The organism is Streptomyces sp. NPDC006610, assembly GCF_040611575.1.
Classification (GTDB): Bacteria; Actinomycetota; Actinomycetes; order Streptomycetales; family Streptomycetaceae; genus Streptomyces.
In genome coordinates, this window is sequence record NZ_JBEXOP010000065.1 from 1 (window position 1) to 21843 (window position 21843).

Below are 21843 nucleotides of genomic sequence, written 5' to 3' on the forward strand. Positions count from 1 at the left end.
AATAACACCCAACTCAACCCCCCGCCGACCACCCCCTCCTCCTCCCGGGGGGGGGCGCGCCCCCGGCCGCCGCGGGGCCCGGTGGGGGGGGGCCCCCCCCCCGCGGCCCCCCCACCCCTCACGTTGTGGAAGTGTCAGTGACCCTGCTCGTCGCGCCGGCGCTGCCAGCGCTCCTCGATCCGGTCCATCATCGAGCGCCGCTGCCGACCCTGGCGGCCCGGGGGCGCGCCCGCGCCCGGTGCCGCCTGCTCGCCGGGCTTCGGGGCCTTGCGCCAGCCGGTCACGGCGAGCACCGCGCATCCCAGCATGACGAGGAAGCCGACGACGCTGAGCCACCAGACCTCGTTGAAGACCATTCCGGCCATGAGGAGCGCGATACCTACGAGGAAGCCCGCGACCGCCTGGTAGACCCGTCGCCGGGTGTACGTGCGCAGCCCGCTTCCCTCAAGCGCTGTCGCGAACTTGGGATCTTCGGCGTACAGCGCTCGCTCCATCTGCTCGAGCATGCGCTGCTCGTGCTCTGAGAGCGGCACGGAGTCCTCCTCATCGTGCAGTCGCCGGGGCGACCCGGGGGGTCTCTTCAGGATAGGCAGGGAATCGCCCCCGTGAAACCCGCCCCTCTGCGCCAATTGACCAACCGGAATCCGCCATGGGCGGTCCGGCTCGCCTTGAGGTTTCCATTCCCCGGCGGCCGTCCCGTCATGCCGGGCGGTCTCCCTCGATCATACGGCGGGATACGCCCGATCGGGGGGCCTGTGGCGTACTCCATCCGCAACCAATGCGCTGATCAGCGGCGCGTCACAGCGGGCGCTCAGGTCGCGTCGGTCCCCCGCGTCTCACCGAGCACATGAAGCTGCGTGGCCACCGCGTGGAACGCGGGCAGTTCGGCCGCCGCCGCCTCCAGCTGGAGCAGGGCGTCCACGGCCCCGGGCTCGGTGTCCACCAGCACGCCCGGGACGAGATCGGCGAAGACCCGGACGCCGTGCACCGCGCCGACGCTCAGGCCCGCGCCCTCGACCAGCCCGATGAGCTGTTCGGCGGTGAAGCGGCGGGGCATCGGGTCGCCCGCGCCCCAGCGTCCGTCCGGGTCGTCCAGGGCGCGCTTCGCCTCGGTGAAGTGGCCGGCGAGGGCGCGGGCGAGGACGGCGCCGCCCAGGCCCGCGGCGAGCAGGCTGAGCACGCCCTCGGGGCGCAGTGCGGCCACCGCGTTGCGCAGGCCCTCGGCGGGGTCGTCCACGTACTCGAGCACGCCGTGGCAGAGCACCGCGTCGTGGCCGCCGCGGTCGACCACGTCGAACAGGCCGTGGGCGTCGCCCTGCACGCCCCGCACCCGGTCGGCGACGCCGGCCTCGGCGGCGCGGCGCTCCAGCGCGAACAGGGCGTTGGGACTGGGGTCCACGACCGTGACCCGGTGGCCGAGACGGGCGACGGGCACCGCGAAGTTGCCGCTGCCGCCGCCGGTGTCGAGGACGTCCAGGGTCTCCCGGCCGGTGGCCTTGACCCGGCGGTCCAGGGCGTCCCGCAGGACGTCCCAGACCACGGCCGTACGGAGCGAGGCGCGAGGGCGGGAGGGGTCGGAGCGCAGCGACGCCGGGTGAGGGCTGTGCTGGGATACGGGCGGGCGCATCGGGTCCGACACGGCAGTTGACTCCTCGGCGCGGCACCGCCACGCGGGGCGGAGCGAACGGGCTGCCTTCCCTGGCCGGCGGCGGTCCGGGGGAAGGCTTCAGGCGCCTTCCACCCTATTGCCTCCGGCCCCCTGCCCGGCCACTCCGGGCCGCCCGGCCCGTCCCGCGGCCGGCCACTGCGGCCGCCGCGCCGCCGCCGCACCGGTCGGCACGGCGGTCGGCGCGGTTGGCGGCGCGGTTGGCGGCGCGGCGATCGGTGCCTGCTGCCGGCACCGCGACCGGCGGCAGGCACCGCCGATCCCGCAAGCGGTGGCCCTGCCGCCCGCGACGGATGGGCGGCCGCCGCGGCGCGACCGGTGAACGGCAGCCCCACGACCCGCGCTCCGAGCGCCCCCGCCCGGCCGCCCTTGCCCGCGGCGGTCGGCGCCGGTCCGGGTCCCGCGGCACACCCGGCCGAACCCACAGTCGGCGGCCTGGCCACCCATGACGGGCCGCCGACCCAGCACACGACCGGCGATCGCAGCCCCGCGGCCCGCGTCAGGCCGCCTCAGCCCGCGTCGGGCATGTCGCGCCCCCTCCCCCGGCCGGGGTCCTTCACCGCCGCGTCCGCGTCGGGGCGGGGCGGTGGCAGGACCGGCTGGAGCACCAGCATGCGCTCCACGAGGCGGATGAACATCGCCACGTCGCGTATCAGGTCGTCGGCGTCGCGGCGGTTGGCCGCGCCCTGGACGCCCGCCTCGGCCAGGGCGCGGCGGCGGGCGCCGGAGGCGAACAGGGCGCTCCACTCGGTCAGTTCGGGGGCGATCTCGGGGAGCACTTCCCAGGCGCTCCTGATCCGGGCCCGGCGGCGCGGCGTGGTCTCCGGACGGCCGCGGGCGGCGAGCACGGCGGCGGCGGTGCGCAGGGCGGCGAGGTGGGCCGTGGCGTACCGCTCGTTGGGGGTTTCCAGGGCGGCGGCGTCGTCGAGCCCGGCGCGGGCCTGGGTGAGCAGGTCGAGGGCGGCGGGCGGGGCCGTGGCCCGGCGGAGCACGGGGTGCACGTCGCTCGCCGGGCCGGTCAGTGAGGGGGCAGGGCCGGTGGCGCGGCGCCGGCGGGCGGCGGCTGCGGACGGGTTGGCCATGACGATCCTCCTGTCGTCGTGTGACGGCACTGTGGCCGTATGTGCCCATCGTGAGGTATGGCACTGACAATCCGTTCTGACCTGCGGTTTTGCCTCGATCGGCAGTTCGGGCTAGCTTTTGAACTGACCAGTCAGTGCAAATGCGGGGATGCAGGGGGGAACCGTGGGACTCGCCGTCAGCGCCCGGGACTTCGGGTTGAAGGGCCCTCGCGGCTGGGCCTTCCGGGACGTCTCCCTCGACGCCGCGGCCGGCTCGCTGATCGCGGTCGAGGGGCCGTCGGGTTCGGGACGCACCTGTCTGCTGCTGGCGCTCACCGGCCGGATGAGGGCCACCGCGGGGACGGCGGCCGTCGGCGAGGCCCGGCTGCCCAAGCGGCTGGGCGCCGTGCGCCGGGTCACCGCGCTCGCCCACGTGCCCGGCGTCACCGACCTCGACCCGGCCCTGACCGTCGGGGAGCACCTGCGGGAACGGGCACTGCTGCAGCGCCGGTTCGGCGACTCCCTGCGCGCACTGCTGCGCCCGCGCCGCGAGCGGTCGGCCGAGGGCGCCCTGCGGATCGACTCGGCGCTGAGGGCCGCCGGGCTGGACCGGGAGGCCCTGCCCAAGGGCTCCCGGACGGCCGTACGGGATCTCGGGCGGCTGGAGGCCCTGCGGCTGTCCGTCGCCCTGGCGCTCATGGGGCGTCCGGAGGTGCTCGGCGTGGACGACACCGGCCTGAAGCTGTCGGAGGCGGAGCGGGCGGAGGTGTGGGAGCTGCTGCGGTCGCTCGCCGACGCCGGGACGACGGTGGTGGCGGTGTGCAGTCAGGCGCCTCCGGACGCGGTCGTGGTCCGCCTCTGCCTCGATGGCGAGGAAGCCGATGACGACGACGTCCCTCTCGGCCGCGACGACGATGCGAAGGCCGACGACGTCTCCCCCGGACGCGGCGATGACGCAGCCGACGACGAAGTCGATCCCCACGACGCGGCAGACCCCCACGGCGCAGCAGACCCCCGCGGCGAGGCCGGTCCCCGCTCCGAAGCCGATCACGACGAAGCGAAGGAGACGGCCGATGCGCTCGCCGAGACTGGCCGCGCTTGAGCTGCGGCGGTTCGGCCGCGGCAGGCTGCCCCGCGCCGCCCTTGTGGCGCTGCTGCTGCTCCCGCTGCTGTACGGCGCCCTGTACCTGTGGTCCTTCTGGGACCCGTACGGCCGCCTGGACCGGCTGCCCGTGGCGCTGGTCAACGAGGACGAGGGGGCCACCGCGGACGGACGGCGCGTCCGCGCGGGCGACGACATCGTCGCGGGCCTGCGCGACAGCGGGGTCTTCGACTGGCGGGAGGTGAGCGCCGCCGAGGCCCGCGCGGGCGTCGAGGACGGCCGGTACTACCTGTCGCTGACCCTGCCGGCCGACTTCAGCGAGCGCATCGCCTCCGGTTCGGGCGACTCCCCCGAGGCGGGCGCCCTGCACGTGCGCACCAACGACGCGAACAACTACGTCGTCGGGCAGATCTCGCGGACGGTGTTCGGCGAGGTGCGCGCGGCGGCGTCCACGAAGGCGTCGCGGTCCTTCCTGGACCGGATCTTCATCTCGTTCTCCGACATCCACGGCGAGACCGTGCGGGCCGCGAGCGGCGCCGACCGGCTGAAGAACGGCATCGGCACGGCCGAGGAGGGGTCCAGGGACCTCGCCGCCGGCCTCGATGACGCCAAGGAGGGCAGCGGGGACCTCTCCGAAGGGCTGACACGGCTGGACGGCGGTGCGGGCGACCTGGAGGACGGTTCCCGGCGGGTCGCCGAGGGGACGCAGGCGCTCGCGGACAAGGTCCACGCGGTGGCCGACAAGGTGGGGCCGTTCCTGGAGGACAACGAGCAGGCGATCGGGGACACGGCCCGGTTCGTCGCGGACTCCGCCGGGGCGCTCCGCGAGGGCCTCGACGGTCTCGAGGAGCGGGCGCCGGGCGCGGCGAAGGACGCCCGCGCGGCCTCCGACCGGCTCGCCGCCGTCCACGAGACCCGCTGCGAGACCCCCGTACTGCCCGACCCGGCCTGCCCCGACCTGAAGTCGGCCAGGGACGCCGCCGCCGCTGCCGCTACGGCCGCGGAGGACCTCGGCGAACTGGTCACCGAGCGCCGGGACGACCTCGAGAAGCTGGACGGCCGTCTCGCCGCTCTGGAGAAGCAGTCCCGGGCCCTCGCCGAGCGCGCCCCGCGCCTGTCCGAGGACCTCGCCGACGCCGTCTCCCGGATCGACCGGCTCAACGAGGGCGCCGGAAAGGTCGCGGCCGGGGCGAAGACACTGCACTCCGGGCTCGGCACCGCGAAAACCGGCGCAGTGGACCTCGACGAGGGCGTCGGGGAGCTGAAGACCGGCGCGGACGACCTCAGCGGCGGCATGTACAAGCTGGTCGACGGCTCGGTACGGCTGGCCGGCGGGCTGCACGACGGCGCGCGGAGGATCCCCGACTACGACGAGCGGGAGCGCGACGCGCGCACCGGGGTCATGGCCGACCCCGTGCGGCTCGCCTCCGAGTCGCTGCACCGGGCGCCCAACTACGGCACCGGATTCGCCCCGTACTTCATCCCGCTGTCCCTGTGGGTGGGCGCGATGGTGGCGTACATGGTGATCCCGCCGCTCAACCGGCGGGCGCTGGCCGCGGGCGCGTCGGCGTGGCGGATCGCGCTGGCCGGCTGGCTGCCGGTACTGGCGATCGGGACGGCGCAGACGGCCGCCCTGATGGCGGTGCTGCACTGGGCGGTCGGCCTGGAGATGGCGCGGGCGGCCGGGACGGTGGGGTTCCTGCTCCTGGTGACGGCGTGCTTCGCGGCGATCGTGCAGTGGCTGAACGCCCGCTTCGGCGCGGCCGGGCGGATCCTGGTCCTCGCCCTGCTGATGCTTCAGCTGACGTCCGCGGGCGGCACCTACCCGGTGCAGACCAGCCCCGGCTTCTTCAACGCCCTGCACCCCTTCCTGCCGATGACGTACGTCGTGGAGGCCCTGCGCAGGCTCGTCACCGGCGGCGGACTCGAACCGGTGTGGACGGGAAGCCTCGTGCTGGCCGCCTTCACCGCCGGCGCCCTCGCCCTGACCGCCCTGTCGGCCCACCGCAGGCAGGTGTGGACGCTGGACCGGCTGCACCCGGAGCTGACGCTGTGACCGCGCCCGCCGGGCCGCCGCCCGCCCCCGCTCCGGTGCCCGGCGGCGCGGCCGTTGCTGTGACAATCGGGGCCATGGAAAGCAGCAGCACCACGTCGGCGGGCGGCAGCCGCCGCGAGGCCACCCGGCAGAAGCTCTACGAGGCCGCCGTCACGCTCATCGCGGAGCAGGGGTTCTCCGCCACCACCGTGGACGAGATCGCCGAGCGGGCCGGCGTCGCCAAGGGGACGGTGTACTACAACTTCGCCAGCAAGTCCGTCCTCTTCGAGGAGTTGCTGCGGCACGGCGTGGGCCTGCTCACCGCCTCGCTGCGGGCAGCGGCCGAGGAGTCCGCGCGCGCGGGCGGCAGCAAGGTCGACGCGCTGGACGCGATGATCCGCGCGGGCCTCGGCTTCATCGCCCGCTACCCGGCCTTCACCCAGCTCTACGTGGCCGAGCTGTGGCGCACCAACCGCGCCTGGCAGTCCACGCTGATGGTGGTGCGCGGGCAGGTCGTCGCCCTCATCGAGGACGTGCTGCGCGAGGGTGTGGCCAGTGGCGAGTTCAGCGAGGAGATCGACGTCCAGCTGACCGCCGCCGCGCTGGTCGGCATGGTGCTGGTGGCCGCCCTGGACTGGCTGGCCTTCCAGCCGGAGCGCTCCCTGGACGACGTCCACGCGGCGCTCTCCCGACTGCTCCAGGGGCGGGTCAGCGGGCGCACCCCCGGCAACCGGTAGCCGGGCCGCGACCGGGCACCCCCGGCTGCCGACGACCGCCGGCCGACAACCGGCACCTCGTGACCGCCGGCCGTCGCCCGCCGTCGACCGGCGACCAACCGCCGCCGGGTGCACGAAAGCGCCGGTCCGGTGTGGCCGCGTCCCCCGCGGGCCGCACACGAACCGGCGCTTCCCCGTGCTCCCCCCGTTTCCCCCCCGATTCCCCCGATGGCGTCCGCCTCTCGCGCTCCCCCGCGCTTCCCCCGGCGGGCGCCGTTCGGTCGTGCCCCGGGCCTCCCCGGGTTCCCCCGTGCCTCGCTCCCGCCGACCGCGCGGCCGGCGGAAGGAGCGGATCGGGGGCCGGCTCCGCTCCGGCGCCCCGTGTCGCCGGTGCCGGGCCGAGCCCCTCTCCGTGCCCCAACTCTCTCGTTCACCCAGGTCGGGGCCCATCCGTGCGCGTACTCATCTCCTCGCCTAGGTACCGGTACTCAGGACTGCGCGCCCGACCCCAGGACGCGACGGCACGGGCGTGGTTACGATCACGTCCGTGTCCGTACTCCCCCTGGTGTTCACGAGCGGCTGGGCCAGCGGCGTCAACGCCTACGCGGTGGTGCTGCTCCTCGGCCTGTTCGGCGCCACCGGGATCAGCGACGAGGTGCCCGGGACGCTGCAGCGCCCCGAGGTGCTGGTCACCGCGGGCGTGCTGTTCCTGTGCGAGGCGGTCGCCGACAAGATCCCGTACGTCGACTCCCTGTGGGACACCGCGCACACGGTGATCCGGCCCGCCGCGGGCGCCTGGGTGGGGGCGCTGCTCGCCGGGCAGAGCGCCTCGCTGTCCGACTTCGCGGCCGGCGCGATCGGCGGCACGACGGCGCTGGCCAGCCACGCGGTCAAGGCCGGGACCAGGATGGCGGTCAACAGCTCGCCGGAGCCGTTCAGCAACATCGCCCTCAGTGTGGCCGAGGATCTCGGGGTCGCCGGGGTGATCACCTTCGCGATCTTCCATCCGGTGGCGGCGGCCGTCGTCGCGGGCGCGCTGCTGCTCGGCGGGCTGGTGACGCTGGTCTTCCTGATCTCCCGGATCCGCCGCTTCCTGCGCCGCCGCGCCGAGCGCCGGGCAGCGCGCAGGCTCACCTCCGGACCGCAGGCGCCGCCGGGCTGAGCGCCGGAACGCCGCTGGTCAGGGGTCCGGCGGCAGGGTGTCAGTGATGGCCGATAAAGTCGCGGTCATGGCACGGATTGCGGTGATCGGCGCCGGGATGGGCGCGATGGCGGCCGCCGCCCGGCTGGCCGTCGCGGGCCACCGGGTGGCGGTGTACGAACGCACGGAGACGTACGGCGGCGCGGTGCGCCGGCTGGAGCGCGACGGCTTCCGCTTCGACACCGGCCCCGGGCTGCTGCCGCTGCCCGCGGTGCAGCGCGATCTGTTCGTCAAGACCGGCAAGGAGCCGCTGGAGCGGTGCGTCGACCTCGTCCAGGTCGACCCGTCCGCGCGGCACGTCTTCGCGGACGGCACCGGGATCGCCCTGCCGAACGCCTCGCGCGCGGGCGTCGTCGCCGCTCTCGACGCGGCGCTGGGAGCGGGCGCGGGCCGGCGCTGGGGCGACTTCCTGGTGCGGGCCCGCGAGGCCTGGGACCGCACCCGCAGACCGCTGCTGGAGGAGCCCCTGTGGCCCGACTGGCGCGTGCTGGCCGAGCGGGAGCCCTACCCCGCCGTCCCGCACAAGCGGCTGCTGCGCACCCGGCGGGCCGGCACGCTCGCCGAGGTCGGCGCGTGGGAGCTGCGCGATTCCCGGCTGGCGGCGCTGCTGGAGAGCCATGCGCTGGCGCACGGCCTCGATCCGAGGACGGCTCCGGCGAGTGCCGCGGTGCTGCCGTACATGGAGCACGCGTTCGGCACCTGGTACGTGCGCGGGGGGCTGCGGGAGCTTGCGCGGGCGGTGTACGAACGGTGCCTGGCGCGGCGGGTGGAGTTCGTCTTCGGCGTCGAGGTCGCCCGGGTGCTGGAGAAGGACGGCCGCGCGGCGGGGGTGGAGCTGGCGGACGGCTCGGTGGCGGAGGCGGACTTCGTCGTCGCTGGCGTCGCTCCCGGGACGCTGGGGCGCCTGGCCGGCGACACCACGGTGCGGGGCACCGGAGATGTGCCGCCGCGGCAAGGGCTGCCGAGTCGGCTGACGGTGTGCCTGGCGCTCGCCGGGGAGCGTCCGGAGGGGACGGCGCACCGGACGGTGGTGCACTCCGGGGACCGGGAGGCCGAGCTGGCCTCGCTGTTCGACGGCGAGCCGTGGTCGACCACCCCCACGGTCACCGTGCTGCGCCCCGACGACCCGGCGCTGGTCCCGGACGCCGCGCATGAGGCGGTCGCCGTCACCGCGCCCGTGCCCGTGGGGACGACTGCCTGCGACGAGCACGCCGAGCGCATGATCACGGCCGCCGAGCGCGCGATACCCGGCCTGCGGGACCGTCTGCTGTGGCGCGAGGTGCGCACTCCGTCCGACGTCGAGGCGGCGACCGGCGCCGAGGGCGGCGCGGTGCCGGCGCCCTCGCTGGCGGCGGCCGGCGGACGGCTGCTGCATCCGTCCAACACCACCGCACTGTCCGGCCTGTTCACGGTCGGCGGCTGGTCCCACCCCGGCGGCGGACTGCCCCACGCGGGCATGTCGGGCGCGCTGGTGGCCGGCCTGATCGTGGAGGGCCCGGACTTCCGCGGCTCACAGTGAGCCGGGGGCCTCCCGTAGCAGGAGGCCCTCAAGTGGAGCGGCGGACCGAACGGTGAGCGGTGCACCGCCTCGCGAGCGGTGCACCAGCCGAGAGCAGTGCACTGATGCAAGAGCAAAGCCCCAACCCGAGAGCAGGGCACCGACCCGAGAGACGTGCACCAACCGTTGCGCGGCGGAGCCCCCGGTGACCGGCGGGACGCGGCGAGCCGCTAGTAGCGGTAACGCTCGTCGTAGCCGTTCTGCTGCGGCTGTCCGTCGCCCTGGTACGGGTACGGCTGCTCGGGCGGGAGTTCACCGGCGAACGGGTCGTCGGCGCTGCGCTGCTGGGGCACCCACACGCCGCCGGGCGGCGTCTCACCGTAACCGCCGGTGGCATACGGGTCCTGGGAGTAGCCCTGGCCGTACTGCTGCGGATTGCCGTAGGCGGGGTCGAAGGCGGCGCCGTCGTAGTTCTGGGCGCCGGCGTACGGGTCGGAGTAGGCGGCGTACTGCTGCTGGGCGCCGGTGTCGTAGCCGTAGCCCTGCTGCCCGTAGGCCGCGTAGGCGTCGTACGCGTAGGCCGACTGGTCGGCGGCGGCGTGGGCGGCCGTCGCGTACTGCTCCTGGGACTGGTCCGCGGGGGCGTACCCGGCGGTGTCGCCGTAGACGCCGTAGGAGCCGGTGTCGTCGGGCAGCGGCTGCGGAGAGTACACGGAGGTGGTCTCGGCGGCCGTGGCGTCGACGGGACGGGAGGGGGTGAAGACGTCGTCGCGGTCGTGGTCGTCCTGGCCGTCGCCGTGCGGGGCGGCGTCGCCGTGCTCCTCCAGACCGGAGACCTCCAGGGCCGGGTCCCGGCGCTCCGCCTCGCCGCGGCGGCGCTTGCTGCCGCCCGCCGACGGCCGGCCCGTGACCGCCCAGCCCGCCTCGAAGCCTCGGCGGAAGGACAGGGTGACGTACGTCTGCCCGACCGCGAAGGCCGCGGCGCCCAGCCCGATCACGACGACGGACGGGATCAGCACGCCGAGGACGACGCCGAGGAAGCCGACGAACGCCAGCAGCCGCCAGCGGAGCCGCGCCTTGTACTGCAGCAGCACCTCGCCCAGCAACCACAGCGCGACGATGCCGAACGCGATGTAGAGGACCGTCCAGCCCATGTACGCCCCTCTCCCAGTGACCGGTTACGCAGTGTGGCGTATCCGCGCCCGGCCGGTCTAGGCCCGCGGTGGGTGGTGCAGGCCCAGGTTCTCGTAGATTTCCAGCGTCGCCGTGGAGTTGTTGAGCGTGATGAAGTGCAGTCCGGGCACTCCCTCGGCCAGCAGCCGCGCGCAGAACTCGGTGGCGAACTCGATGCCAATGGAGCGTACAGCGGCCGGATCGTCTTTGGCTGTGAGGATCCGCTCTTTCAGGACGGCGGGGATGTGCGCGTTGCTCAGCTGCGGCAGCCGCTCCAGCATCCGCACGCTGGTCACGGGCATGACCTCGGGGATGACCGGGGTGTCGCAGCCCGCCGCGGCGACGCGGTCGCGCAGCCGCAGGTAGGACTCGGGCTGGAAGAACATCTGGGTGATGGCGTAGTCCGCGCCGGCCCGGCACTTGTCGACGAAGTGCTCGACGTCCGCGTCCCAGTCCGCGGAGCGCGGGTGCATCTCCGGGAAGGCCGCGACGCCCACGCAGAAGTCGCCGGACTCCTTGATGAGCCGGACGAGTTCGGCCGCGTAGGTCAGGCCCTGCGGGTGCGGCACCCAGTCGGCCATGGGGTCGCCGGGCGGGTCGCCGCGCACGGCGAGCATGTTGCGGATGCCGGCGTCGGCGTACTGGCCGATGATGTTGCGCAGCTCGGCGATGGAGTGGTTGACGGCGGTGAGGTGGGCGACCGGGGTGAGCGTCGTGTCGGCGACGATCTGCTGGGTCTCCTTGACGGTGCCCGCGCGGGTGGAACCGCCGGCGCCGTAGGTGACGGACACGAAGTCGGGGGCGACCGCCTCGACCCTGCGCAGCGCGCTCCACAGGTTCCGCTCGCCCTTGGGGGTCTTCGGAGCCGAGAACTCGAACGAGTACGTCGTCTTGCCGGTGGCGAGGATGTCACGCACGGTGCGTGCGCGGTCCGTCCTGGTGGATGCGGTTCCGAGGGCCATACGGGCAGGTTAGCCAGGGCGCGGCGGTCACCCAACCGGATGCTGGAATTTGCCCGGTTTGCCGGACCGTTGTCCACCCCTTGGACAGACCACGGAGGAACCGCACCGCGACCCGCCCGCCACCGGCCCCACCGGCCCGTCTCCCACCGGCCGCACCGGCCGGTCCGCCACCGGCCGGTCTCCCACCGGCCCAGCGTTCACCGGCCCGCCCCTCACCCGGCCCGCAGCCGCTCGGCGAACTCGGCCGCGGCGGCGCCCGGGTCGTCCGCCTCGGTGATCGCGCGGACGACGACGACCCGGCGGGCCCCGGCGTCCAGCACCTGATCGAGGTTGCCGAGGTCGATCCCGCCGATGGCGAACCAGGGGCGGTCGGTGCCCAGTGACGCGGTGTGACGGACCAGGTCGAGTCCGGGCGCGTGACGGCCCGGCTTGGTGGGGGTCGGCCAGCAGGGCCCGGTGCAGAAGTAGTCGACGCCCTCCTGGGCGGCGGCAGCGGCGGCCTCCGTCTCGGAGTGCGTGGAACGGCCGATGAGGACGTCGCCGCCGAGGATGGCGCGGGCGGCCGGGACGGGCAGGTCGCCCTGGCCGAGGTGGAGGACGTCCGCGCCGGCGGCGTGCGCGACGTCCGCGCGGTCGTTCACCGCGAGGAGCTTGCCGTGCCGGGCGCAGGCGTCGGCGAGGACACGGAGGTGCTCCAGCTCCTCGGCGGCCTCCATGCCTTTGTCCCGCAGCTGCACGATGTCGACGCCGCCCGCCAGTACGGCGTCCAGGAAGGCGGGCAGGTCGCCCTGGCGCTTGCGGGCGTCCGTGCACAGATAGAGCCGGGCGTCGGCGAGCTGGGCGCGGGCGGTGACGGCGGTGGCCGTCTCGGCGGCGGTGCCGGGCATGTGCGGGTCCCCCGTGGTTCGGTGGGCGCAGGGCGGCCGGCGGGCGGGCGCGGCCGGGGCCGCGGCCCGCCGGGGCGGAGCCGCGGCCATACGCCGGACGGTTGTTCGGTCGGGCTGTGGATCAGACGGCGAGCGCCTGGGCGCGGCGCTTCACCTCCGTGCCGCGATTCTCGCTGAGCGCCTGCGCGGGGGTGCCGGGCAGGCTCGGGTCGGGGGTGAAGAGCCACTCGAGCATCTCTTCGTCCGTGAAGCCGTCGTCCCGCAGAAGGGTCAGGGTGCCGGTCAGGCCCTTGACGACCTTGTCGCCGTCGATAAAGGCGGCGGGGACGTGCAGCGCGCGGTTCTCACCTCGGCGTACGGCGATGAGCTGGCCCTCCTTGACCAGCTGCCGGACGCGCGTCACCTCGACGCCGAGCATGTCGGCGATGTCGGGGAGCGTGAGCCAGGCGGGGACGAGAGCATCGATCTTTGCGTCAATCTCGGTCACGTCACCAAGACTGCCATCTGCGACTGACAGTCGGTAGCCGGGCGGGGTCGGAAGGGTCACAAGGGGGACGATCCGCCCGTCTTGGGACCTGCGTCAGGCCGTCGCCGCCTTCAGGGGCAGCGCCGGGTCCGCCAGCAGCCGCGGGTCCATGGCCGCCCCCGCCTCGATCAGACGCCGCCCCTGGGCGAGGTCCCTCGGGCGGCCCACCGCCAGCAGGGCGGCCAGCCGCCCCTCGCGCAGCCAGCAGACGCTCCAGGCGGGCCCCGAGGGGTCGCCGCGCCACAGCACGGTGTCGGTCGCGGTGTGGTGCCCGGCGTACTGGACGAAGCGGCCGAACTGCTCGGACCAGAAGTACGGCACGGGGTCGTAGGCCGCGAGGGGCTCGCCGGTGGCCGAGCCGACGATGTTCGCGGCGACCGTGCGCGGGCCCTGGAGGGCGTTGTCCCAGTGGTGCACGAGGAGCCGCTCGCCGTAGCGGCCGGAGGGGAAGGAGGCGCAGTCGCCGACCGCGTACACGTCCGGAGCGGAAGTGCGCAGATGGGCGTCGGCGACGACCTCCCGGTGGACGCCCAGCTCGATGCCCGAGCCCGCGAGCCAGTCCGTGGCGGGGCGGGCGCCGATGCCGACGACGACGGCGCCCGCGGGCAGCGTGGAGCCGTCGTCCAGCACCACCGTGCCGGGCTCGACGCGCCGCACGCGCGCGTGGGTGCGCAGTACGGCCCCGCTGTCGGCGTACCAGCCGGCCATCGGGGCGGCCACCTCGGGCGGCAGCACCCCGGCGAGCGGCCGGTCGGCGGCCTCCACGACGGTCACGGAGCAGCCGGCCTCCCGCGCGGCGGTGGCGAACTCGGCGCCGATCCAGCCGGCGCCCACGACCACGATGTCGTGCTGCCGGGCGAGCACGGGGCGCAGCCGCTCGGCGTCGTCCAGGGTGCGCAGCAGATGCACGCCGGGCACGCCCTCGGCGCCCGGCAGCCGCAGCGGCTCGGCGCCGGTGGCGAGCACCAGGACGTCGTACGGCTCCGGGCCCGCGGCGGTGTCCAGGACGTGGTCGCCGGGGCGCACGCCGAGGGCCTCGCGGCCGAGGTGGAGCTCGATGCCGAGGGCCTCGAAGTCGACGTCGAAGGCGGAGCCCTCCGCGGTGCCGAGCAGCACGGCCTTGGACAGCGGCGGCCGGTCGTAGGGCTGGTGGGGTTCGGCGCCGATCAGCGTCACGCCACCGGTGAAGCCCTGTTCCCGCAGCGCGACCGCGGTCTGCACGCCGGCCATGCCCGCGCCGGCGATCACCGCGCGCCGCGCGCCCGACTGCCTCTGCTCGCTCATCCGGTCACCATAGACAACTGACGCACGGTCAGTCCGCGCCGGGGCCGCCGACCTGTTCCACGACGCTCGTGCCGCTCCCCGGCCGCGACTCCCACTCCCAGGTCTCCTCCAGCCGCACCCTCCCGTCGGGCAGCTCCACGACGGTGGACACGCAGTGCCCGCTGGACGTCGCGCCGTCCCGCGTGAGCTGGACGTAGCGGAAGTCCAGCCGGTCGCCCGCGCGGGCGCCGACCAGGAAGCCGCGGACGACGTCGCCGCCCGCGTACTCGGCCCAGACCTCACCGTCCCGCTCGTGGTAGGCGAACCGGGTGCGGGCGCCGACCTGGCCCGGGGACTGGTCGGCGACGGGGGCGAGGACGAGACCGTCCAGGGATCGGGCCACGGCACAGGCTCCCTTACTGAGAACGGCGGAGGGCGGCTAGGGTGGCCACCGTAAAGCACTCGCGGGAGCCCGGACGCACCGGGCTGAGAGGGAGGCTGGCGGCCTCCGACCGTACGAACCTGATCCGGGTCATGCCGGCGAAGGGAGGGGCTGAATGCCCGTGTCGTCCTCCGCGCACGCGTCCGACGTCCTCGTCATCGGGGGCGGGATCATCGGCCTGGTCACGGCCTGGCGGGCCGCGCAGCGCGGGTTCTCCGTGACCGTCGTGGACCCCGAACCGGGCGGCGGGGCCGCCCGGGTGGCGGCGGGGATGCTCGCCGCCGTCACCGAGCTGCACCATGGCGAGCAGACCCTGCTCGGCCTCAACCTGGCCTCGGCCGAGCGCTATCCGGCCTTCGCGGCCGAGCTGGCCGAGGCCGCGGGCCACGACCTCGGCTACCGCAGGTGCGGCACCCTCGCGGTCGCCCTGGACGCCGACGACCGCGCCCATCTGCGCGAGCTGCACGCCCTGCAGCGCCGGTCGGGACTCGACTCGCAGTGGCTGTCGGGGCGCGAGTGCCGCCGCCTGGAGCCGATGCTCGCGCCGGGCGTGCGCGGAGGGCTGCGGGTCGACGGCGACCACCAGATCGACCCGCGCCGGCTGGCCGCCGCCCTGGTCACGGCGTGCGAGCGGGCGGGCGTGACGCTCCACCGGGACGCGGCCGAGCGGCTCACCGTCGCCCGGGACCGGGCCACCGGCGCCGTCACGCGCGGGGACGCCGAACTGACGGCCGGGCAGGTCGTCCTCGCCGCCGGCAGTTTCAGCGGTCGCCTCGCGGGGGTCCCGGACGCCGTACGGCCGCCCGTGCGGCCGGTGAAGGGGCAGGTGGTGCGGCTGACCGTGCCGCCCCGGTACGCGCCGTTCCTGCACCGCACCGTCCGCGCGGTCGTCCGCGGCAGCGAGGTCTACCTGGTCCCGCGCGAGAACGGCGAACTGGTCATCGGCGCCACCAGCGAGGAACTGGGCTGGGACACCACGGTCACCGCCGGGGGCGTGTACGAGCTGCTGCGCGACGCCCACGAACTCGTGCCGGGCCTCACCGAACTCCCCCTGACGGAGACCCGGGCCGGACTGCGCCCCGGCTCCCCGGACAACGCGCCGCTGCTCGGCCCGACCGACCTGGACGGCCTGCTGCTGGCCACCGGCCACTTCCGCAACGGCGTGCTGCTCACACCGGTCACCGGCGACGTCCTGGCGCACGCGCTGGCGACCGGGGAACTGCCCGAGGTGGCCCGTCCCTTCACCCCGCAACGCTTCGGCGCCGCGCCGGCCGCCTCCGCCGTGGGCCCGTCCGCGGCGCCCGCCGTGGACACGTCCCCCGCACCCGTACCCGCCGTACGCACGGAGCAGCCCGTATGAACACCTCCGTCATGACCATCTCCGTCAACGGGGAGCGCCGCCAGGTCGCCGACGGCACCGCCCTCGACGCGCTGGTGCGCACCCTCACCGCGGCGCCCTCCGGGGTGGCCGCCGCCGTCAACGAAACCGTCGTCCCGCGCGCGCAGTGGCCCACGACGTCCCTCGCCGAGGGGGACCGCGTCGAGGTCCTCACCGCCGTCCAAGGAGGCTGACCCATGGCCGACGATCCGTTCGTCCTCGGGGGCACGTCCCTCACCTCCCGGCTGATCATGGGGACCGGCGGCGCGCCCAGCCTGGAGGTGCTGGAGCGGGCGCTGGTCGCGTCGGGGACGGAGCTGACCACGGTCGCGATGCGGCGCGTGGACCCGACGGTGCACGGCTCGGTGCTGTCCGTCCTGGAGCGGCTGGGCATCCGGGTCCTGCCGAACACGGCCGGCTGCTTCACCGCGGGCGAGGCCGTCCTCACCGCCCGCCTCGCGCGCGAGGCGCTGGGCACCGATCTGATCAAGCTGGAGGTCATCGCCGACGAGCGCACCCTGCTGCCGGACCCGATCGAGCTGCTCGACGCGGCCGAGACTCTGGTCGACGACGGGTTCACGGTGCTGCCGTACACCAACGACGACCCGGTGCTGGCGCGGAAGCTGGAGGACGTCGGCTGCGCCGCGATCATGCCGCTGGGCTCGCCCATCGGGTCCGGGCTCGGCATCCGCAACCCGCACAACTTCCAGCTGATCGTCGAGCACGCGCGCGTGCCGGTGATTCTGGACGCGGGCGCGGGGACGGCGTCGGACGCGGCGCTGGCGATGGAGCTGGGGTGCGCCGGGGTGATGCTCGCCTCGGCGGTGACGCGGGCCCAGGAGCCGGTCGTCATGGCGGAGGCCATGCGCCACGCGGTGGAGGCGGGGCGGCTGGCCCGGCTGGCGGGGCGGATTCCGCGGCGGCACTTCGCCGAGGCGTCCTCTCCCACGGAGGGCCTGGCCGTGCTCGATCCGGAGCGGCCCGCGTTCTGAGGGGCGCTGCGACGGGCCGCCGGCTCTCGGTGTGGGGATTGCGTCACAGGTCGGCTGCAGTCCCGGGCCCGTCGTCGCCGGACGCGCGGCGGTGTCGGCGGCGGCTCGTAGACTCGGGCCGTGGACACGACCCTTCAGGACCCGCTGGCCGGGCAGGTGCTCGACGGCCGGTACCGCGTCGACGCGCGGATCGCGGTCGGCGGCATGGCCACGGTCTACCGGGCCGTGGACACCCGCCTCGACCGGGTGCTCGCGCTCAAGGTGATGCACCCCACCCTCGCCGCGGACGCCACGTTCGTCGAGCGGTTCATCCGCGAGGCCAAGTCGGTCGCCCGCCTCGCCCACCCCAACGTCGTCCAGGTGTTCGACCAAGGGACGGACGGGTCGTACGTCTACCTGGCGATGGAGTACGTCGCCGGCTGCACCCTGCGCGACGTCCTGCGCGAGCGCGGGGCGCTGCAGCCGCGTGCGGCGCTGGACATCCTGGAGCCCGTCCTGGCCGCCCTCGGCGCGGCGCACCGCGCCGGGTTCGTGCACCGGGACATGAAGCCGGAGAACGTGCTGATCGGGGACGACGGCCGGGTCAAGGTCGCCGACTTCGGCCTCGTGCGGTCCGTGGGCACGGTGACGCAGACCACCGGCTCGGTCCTCGGCTCGGTCTCCTACCTGGCCCCCGAGCAGATCGAGCACGGCACGGCCGACCCGCGCGTCGACGTCTACGCGTGCGGCGTGATGCTCTACGAGATGCTGACCGGCGCCAGGCCGCACGCCGGGGACACGCCGGCCCAGATCCTCTACAAGCACGTCCACGACGACGTCCCCGCGCCCTCGGCCCGCGTGCCGGGGCTGCCGTACGAGCTGGACGAGCTGGTCGCCTCGGCCACCGCCCGCACCCCGGACCTGCGCCCGCACGACGCCGTGGCGCTGCTCGCCCACGCCCGCGAGGCGCGCGGCGGGCTCGGCGCCGACCAGCTCGACGCCGTGCCCCCGCAGGCGGTCACGGCCGCGCACGACAACGCCGAGGACCGTACGAGCGTCATCCCGCGCCCGCTGCCCGTGGGCGACGACGACGAGGCGGGCGGACCCTCGCTCGACCGGACCAGCCGGCTGCGGACGCCGCCCGTCCCGGCCCCGCGCCGCCGGCCGCGCCCGCCGCGCGCGGTGGTCGGCGTCCTCGCGGCCGTCCTGCTGCTGCTCGGCGTCGGCGCGGGCGTCTGGTACATCAACTCCGGCCAGTTCACCAAGGTCCCGCCGCTGCTGGCGAAGACCCAGGCCCAGGCCGAGGACCGGCTCGCGGACGCCGGTCTCGAACTGGGCGACGTCGACCACGCGTACAGCGACACCGTCCGGCGGGGCACGGTCATCAGCACCGACCCGGAGCCGGGCAGCCGCATCCGGCACAACGACTCGGTGTCGCTCGTCATCTCCGACGGCCCCGAGACGGTGAAGGTGCCGGACCTGTCGGGCTACCGGCTGGACAAGGCGCGCGCGGTGCTCAAGGACGAGGGCCTGGAACCGGGCATGGTGACCCGCGAGTTCGACGAGGACGTCCCCCGCGGCTTCGTGATCGGCACGGACCCCGGCTCGGGCGTCACGACCCGGGCCGGCTCGGCGATCGCGCTCACCGTCAGCAGGGGCGCCCCCGTCGACGTCCCCGACGTCTCCGGGCGGGACCTCGAGGACGCCCGCCAGGAGCTCGGGGAGGCCGGCCTCAAGGTGCGCATCGCCACCGAGGAGGTCCACTCCGAGCACGACAAGGGCCGGGTCGCCCGACAGTCCCCCGCGCCCGGCGGCGAGGCCGCCGAGGGCGACACGGTGACGCTGACGCTCTCGAAGGGCCCCGAGATGGTCGAGGTCCCGGACGTCGTCGGCGACAGTGCGGACGAGGCCACCGGGAAGCTGGAGGCCGCCGGTTTCCGGGTCGAGGAGGACCGTGGGCTGCTGGGCCTGTTCGGCGGCGACACGGTCGAGGACCAGTCGGTGGACGGCGGTGAGCAGGCGCCCAAGGGCTCGACCATCACCATCGAGATCGGCTGAGGGCCACCGCCGCCGGTGCCCGCCCGCGCGGGCAGGCACCACGCGGGCGGGCAGCACCACCCGTGCGGCCACCACGCGGGCGGGCGCCGCGCGGACAGGGGCACGTCCTCGCCCATGACACCCTTGACGGGTGAACAACCAGCCTCCCGCTCTCCCGCGCAACCCCGTCGGCGGTCATGTCCCCGTCGCCGGCGGGCTCCACTCCGTCGGCCTCGCCTACGCCCGCGAGCTGGGGGCCGAGACCGTGCAGGTCTTCGTCGCCAATCCGCGCGGCTGGGCCACTCCGGCCGGCAACCCGCGGCAGGACGAGGCGTTCCGCGAGGCGTGCGAGGCCGGTGCGATACCGGCGTACGTGCACGCCCCGTACCTGATCAACTTCGGCTCGCACACACAAGCCACCGTCGAGAGGTCGGTGGAGTCGCTGCGCCACTCGCTGCGCCGCGGGCGGGCCATCGGCGCGCTGGGGGTCGTCGTGCACACCGGGAGCGCCACCGGCGGCCGGGAGCGGGACGTCGCCCTGAAGCAGGTGCGCGAGCATCTGCTGCCGCTGCTGGACGAGCTGACCCACGACGACGACCCGTTCCTGCTGCTGGAGTCCACGGCCGGGCAGGGTTCCTCGCTGTGCTCGCGCACCTGGGACTTCGGGCCGTACTTCGAGGCCCTGGACGCGCATCCGAAACTCGGCGTCTGTCTCGACACCTGTCACGTCTTCGCCGCCGGGCACGACCTGACCGGGCCGGACGGGATGCACCGGACGCTGGACCTCCTGGTGGACACGGTCGGCGAGGGCCGGCTGAAGCTGATCCACGCGAACGACTCGAAGGACGTCGTCGGCGCCCACAAGGACCGGCACGCCAACATCGGCGCCGGTCACATCGGCGAGGACCCGTTCCGGGCGCTGATGACGCACCCCGCCACCGAGGGCGTGCCGCTGATCATCGAGACGCCCGGCGGGAGGGAGGGCCATGCCGCGGACGTGGAGCGGCTGAAGAAGCTCCGGGAGATGTGAGCCGCAGCACGCGCCGCACCACGCGCCGCCGCTACAGCTCGGGACCCTCCCCGGGCTCCTCCTGGTACGAGTAGCGCTGTTCCCTCCACGGGTCGCCGACGTTGTGGTAGCCGCGCTCCTCCCAGAAGCCGCGGCGGTCGGCGGTCATGTACTCCACGCCCCGCACCCACTTGGGGCCCTTCCAGGCGTACAGGTGCGGGACGATCAGGCGCAGCGGGAAGCCGTGCTCGGCGGTCAGCAGTTCGCCGTCCTTGTGGGTGGCGAAGATCGTGCGCTCGGACGCGAAGTCGGCGAGGCGCAGATTCGAGCTGAACCCGTACTCCGCCCACACCATCACATGGGTGACATTCGGTGCGGGCGGCACGATCTCCAGGATGGTCCGGGCGGGGACGCCGCCCCACTCCGCACCGACCATGCTGAACTTCGTCACGCAGTGCAGATCGGCCACCACGGTGGTGTACGGCAGGGCCGTGAACTCCTCGTGCGTCCAGCCGTGCTTCTCGCCGTCGGCGGTGGCCCCGAAGACCCTGAACTCCCAGCGCTCGGGCCGGAACTTGGGCACCGGGCCGTAGTGCGTGACCGGCCAGCCGCGCTGGAGTCGCTGTCCCGGCGGAAGCTCGGACGGTACTGCTTCTCCTGATTCGCGCTCCACCGGATGACCCATGTCTCCATCCTGACAGACCGGACACCGTGCCCATGACCAGCCATGTCGGGAATCGGGCAACTGCCGCTAAGTATGCCCTTACTTACTAAGCCAGCACTTACTGGACGATCTTGGATACCCGGTGCAATCATGCGGCGGCAACCTCCGAGCACCGACGTGGAAGGAGCCTCTGCGATGCAGGGCGACCCCGAGGTCATCGAATTCCTCAACGAGCAGCTCACCGCCGAGCTGACGGCCATCAACCAGTACTTTCTGCACGCGAAGATGCAGGAGAACTTCGGCTGGACCAAGCTCGCGAAGTACACCCGGCACGAGTCGTTCGACGAGATGAAGCACGCCGAGGTGCTCACCGACCGGATCCTGTTCCTGGAGGGGCTGCCGAACTACCAGCGGCTGTTCCACGTCCGCGTGGGTCAGACGGTGCGGGAGATGTTCGAGGCCGACCGGCAGATCGAGGTCGAGGCGATCGACCGGCTGCGGCGCGGCATCGAGGTGATGCGCAGCAAGGGCGACATCACGTCGGCGAACATCTTCGAGTCGATCCTCGAGGACGAGGAGCACCACATCGACTACCTGGACACCCAGCTGGAGCTGCTGGAGAAGCTCGGCGAGGCGCTGTACATCGCGCAGCTGATCGAGCAGCCGGAGAGCTGAACCGCCTCCGGGAACCGCTCCCGGTGACCGCCCCCGGGAACCGCTCCCGGGTCACTGACGGCAATCACCCGGGGGAGCGTTCTCGGGGAACCGCCCTCGGGGCAGCTAGGCGGCGATCTCGCCGACCTGTGCGACCCGGGCGCCCTGCAGCGTCTCGGCCAGCTCCGTGAGGACCGGCTTGCCCTGGTCGGCCAGCTCGCGGCGGGGGCAGGCGCCACGGCCCAGGATGGCCTGGATGCGGCGGACGCACGAGCCGCAGTCGGTGCCCGCCTTGCAGGCCGACGCTATCTGGCGAGGCGTGCAGGCGCCGTCCTGCGCATGCTGCTTGACCTGCTGCTCGGTGATCCCGAAACAACTGCAGACGTACACGCGGCTCACCTCCCGGCGGGATGTAGCTGGGTCTCGCCATCCCGACGTTCTCGGTGAGGCAAACCTAACCTTACCCGTCTCTCATGTGGCGCAAAAGTGGAGTGGGGGGGGGGGGGGGTGGGGGGGGGCCCGCCCCCCCACGGGACCGCCCCCCCCCCCCCACCCCCCGCCCGCGCCACAGAAACACGGGGGCACGCGCGCCGAAAAA

General features: G+C 74.3%; 22 protein-coding genes and 1 riboswitch. Of the genes, 11 read left to right on the plus strand and 11 right to left on the minus strand.

The genetic code is table 11. The features are described from left to right. Window positions 1–134: 134 nt before the first annotated feature. The 3 genes from ABZY13_RS32040 to ABZY13_RS32050 form a co-directional block, all read right to left on the minus strand. A complete protein-coding gene (locus ABZY13_RS32040; RefSeq protein WP_356637051.1) occupies window positions 135–533 on the minus strand; it encodes a DUF3040 domain-containing protein in 399 nt (132 codons plus the stop codon). A 278-nt stretch (window positions 534–811) separates the two neighbouring features. Beyond that, window positions 812–1639, minus strand: coding sequence for a methyltransferase (locus ABZY13_RS32045; protein ID WP_356637053.1), 828 nt, complete (start codon window positions 1637–1639; stop codon window positions 812–814). A 536-nt stretch (window positions 1640–2175) separates the two neighbouring features. Then, window positions 2176–2748, minus strand: a complete 573-nt coding sequence (locus ABZY13_RS32050; RefSeq protein ID WP_356637055.1) for an SAV_6107 family HEPN domain-containing protein — start codon at window positions 2746–2748, stop codon at window positions 2176–2178. Between the two features lie 148 nt (window positions 2749–2896). Between ABZY13_RS32050 and ABZY13_RS32055 the strand changes: the two genes are divergently transcribed. The 5 genes from ABZY13_RS32055 (at window position 2897) to ABZY13_RS32075 (ending at window position 9300) form a co-directional block, all read left to right on the plus strand. Next, entirely contained in the window at window positions 2897–3829 is a 933-nt protein-coding gene (locus ABZY13_RS32055) for an ATP-binding cassette domain-containing protein (RefSeq protein WP_356637057.1), read from the plus strand. Then, window positions 3801–5885 carry a YhgE/Pip domain-containing protein gene (locus ABZY13_RS32060; RefSeq protein WP_356637059.1) on the plus strand — a complete coding sequence of 695 codons (2085 nt, stop codon included), beginning with the start codon at window positions 3801–3803 and terminating at the stop codon, window positions 5883–5885. The genes ABZY13_RS32055 and ABZY13_RS32060 overlap by 29 nt, the downstream gene beginning before the upstream one ends. 74 nt (window positions 5886–5959) lie before the next feature. Then, window positions 5960–6601, plus strand: coding sequence for a TetR/AcrR family transcriptional regulator (locus ABZY13_RS32065; protein WP_356637061.1), 642 nt, complete (start codon window positions 5960–5962; stop codon window positions 6599–6601). Between the two features lie 526 nt (window positions 6602–7127). Further along, window positions 7128–7742: a DUF4126 domain-containing protein gene (locus ABZY13_RS32070; protein ID WP_356637063.1), complete on the plus strand. Its 615-nt coding sequence runs from the start codon at window positions 7128–7130 to the stop codon at window positions 7740–7742. A 67-nt stretch (window positions 7743–7809) separates the two neighbouring features. Next, window positions 7810–9300 carry an NAD(P)/FAD-dependent oxidoreductase gene (locus ABZY13_RS32075; RefSeq protein WP_356637065.1) on the plus strand — a complete coding sequence of 497 codons (1491 nt, stop codon included), beginning with the start codon at window positions 7810–7812 and terminating at the stop codon, window positions 9298–9300. A 209-nt stretch (window positions 9301–9509) separates the two neighbouring features. On the opposite strand, the gene ABZY13_RS32080 is transcribed toward ABZY13_RS32075, so the two are convergent. The 6 genes from ABZY13_RS32080 to ABZY13_RS32105 all read right to left on the minus strand — a co-directional run bounded on the left by ABZY13_RS32080 (window position 9510) and on the right by ABZY13_RS32105 (window position 14493). Next, window positions 9510–10433, minus strand: coding sequence for a hypothetical protein (locus tag ABZY13_RS32080; protein ID WP_356637067.1), 924 nt, complete (start codon window positions 10431–10433; stop codon window positions 9510–9512). Between the two features lie 57 nt (window positions 10434–10490). Next, the gene (gene metF, locus ABZY13_RS32085; RefSeq protein ID WP_356637070.1) at window positions 10491–11414 is read right to left on the minus strand and encodes a methylenetetrahydrofolate reductase [NAD(P)H]; all 924 of its coding nucleotides are present in this window, start codon (window positions 11412–11414) and stop codon (window positions 10491–10493) included. 212 nt (window positions 11415–11626) lie between these two features. After that, window positions 11627–12301, minus strand: a complete 675-nt coding sequence (thiE, locus tag ABZY13_RS32090; protein ID WP_356637072.1) for a thiamine phosphate synthase — start codon at window positions 12299–12301, stop codon at window positions 11627–11629. Between the two features lie 121 nt (window positions 12302–12422). After that, a complete protein-coding gene (locus ABZY13_RS32095) occupies window positions 12423–12788 on the minus strand; it encodes an Rv2175c family DNA-binding protein (protein WP_356637074.1) in 366 nt (121 codons plus the stop codon). Between the two features lie 93 nt (window positions 12789–12881). Continuing rightward, window positions 12882–14111, minus strand: coding sequence for an FAD-dependent oxidoreductase (locus ABZY13_RS32100; protein WP_356637076.1), 1230 nt, complete (start codon window positions 14109–14111; stop codon window positions 12882–12884). A 28-nt stretch (window positions 14112–14139) separates the two neighbouring features. Next, a complete protein-coding gene (locus ABZY13_RS32105; RefSeq protein ID WP_356637078.1) occupies window positions 14140–14493 on the minus strand; it encodes a hypothetical protein in 354 nt (117 codons plus the stop codon). Between the two features lie 51 nt (window positions 14494–14544). Beyond that, window positions 14545–14656, plus strand: a riboswitch (TPP riboswitch). Between ABZY13_RS32105 and thiO the strand changes: the two genes are divergently transcribed. The 5 genes from thiO (at window position 14648) to ABZY13_RS32130 (ending at window position 19948) form a co-directional block, all read left to right on the plus strand. Beyond that, a complete protein-coding gene (gene thiO / locus ABZY13_RS32110) occupies window positions 14648–15892 on the plus strand; it encodes a glycine oxidase ThiO (protein WP_356637080.1) in 1245 nt (414 codons plus the stop codon). It overlaps the preceding riboswitch by 9 nt. An 11-nt stretch (window positions 15893–15903) precedes the next feature. Further along, window positions 15904–16104, plus strand: a complete 201-nt coding sequence (thiS, locus tag ABZY13_RS32115; RefSeq protein ID WP_356637094.1) for a sulfur carrier protein ThiS — start codon at window positions 15904–15906, stop codon at window positions 16102–16104. A gap of 3 nt (window positions 16105–16107) precedes the next feature. Further along, a complete protein-coding gene (locus ABZY13_RS32120; protein WP_356637082.1) occupies window positions 16108–16902 on the plus strand; it encodes a thiazole synthase in 795 nt (264 codons plus the stop codon). Window positions 16903–17022: 120 nt separating this feature from the next. Continuing rightward, window positions 17023–18939: a Stk1 family PASTA domain-containing Ser/Thr kinase gene (pknB, locus tag ABZY13_RS32125; RefSeq protein ID WP_356637084.1), complete on the plus strand. Its 1917-nt coding sequence runs from the start codon at window positions 17023–17025 to the stop codon at window positions 18937–18939. 130 nt (window positions 18940–19069) lie between these two features. Next, window positions 19070–19948 (plus strand): deoxyribonuclease IV, encoded by an 879-nt coding sequence (locus ABZY13_RS32130; RefSeq protein WP_356637086.1) that lies wholly within the window; start codon window positions 19070–19072, stop codon window positions 19946–19948. 31 nt (window positions 19949–19979) lie between these two features. On the opposite strand, the gene ABZY13_RS32135 is transcribed toward ABZY13_RS32130, so the two are convergent. Continuing rightward, a complete protein-coding gene (locus ABZY13_RS32135; protein WP_356637088.1) occupies window positions 19980–20612 on the minus strand; it encodes a sulfite oxidase-like oxidoreductase in 633 nt (210 codons plus the stop codon). 174 nt (window positions 20613–20786) lie between these two features. Here ABZY13_RS32135 and bfr point away from each other — a divergent pair, with 174 nt between their 5' ends. Further along, entirely contained in the window at window positions 20787–21266 is a 480-nt protein-coding gene (gene bfr, locus ABZY13_RS32140) for a bacterioferritin (RefSeq protein ID WP_356637090.1), read from the plus strand. A gap of 105 nt (window positions 21267–21371) precedes the next feature. Here bfr and ABZY13_RS32145 read toward each other — a convergent pair whose 3' ends face one another. Continuing rightward, the gene (locus ABZY13_RS32145; protein ID WP_356637092.1) at window positions 21372–21644 is read right to left on the minus strand and encodes a (2Fe-2S)-binding protein; all 273 of its coding nucleotides are present in this window, start codon (window positions 21642–21644) and stop codon (window positions 21372–21374) included. Window positions 21645–21843: the final 199 nt, after the last annotated feature.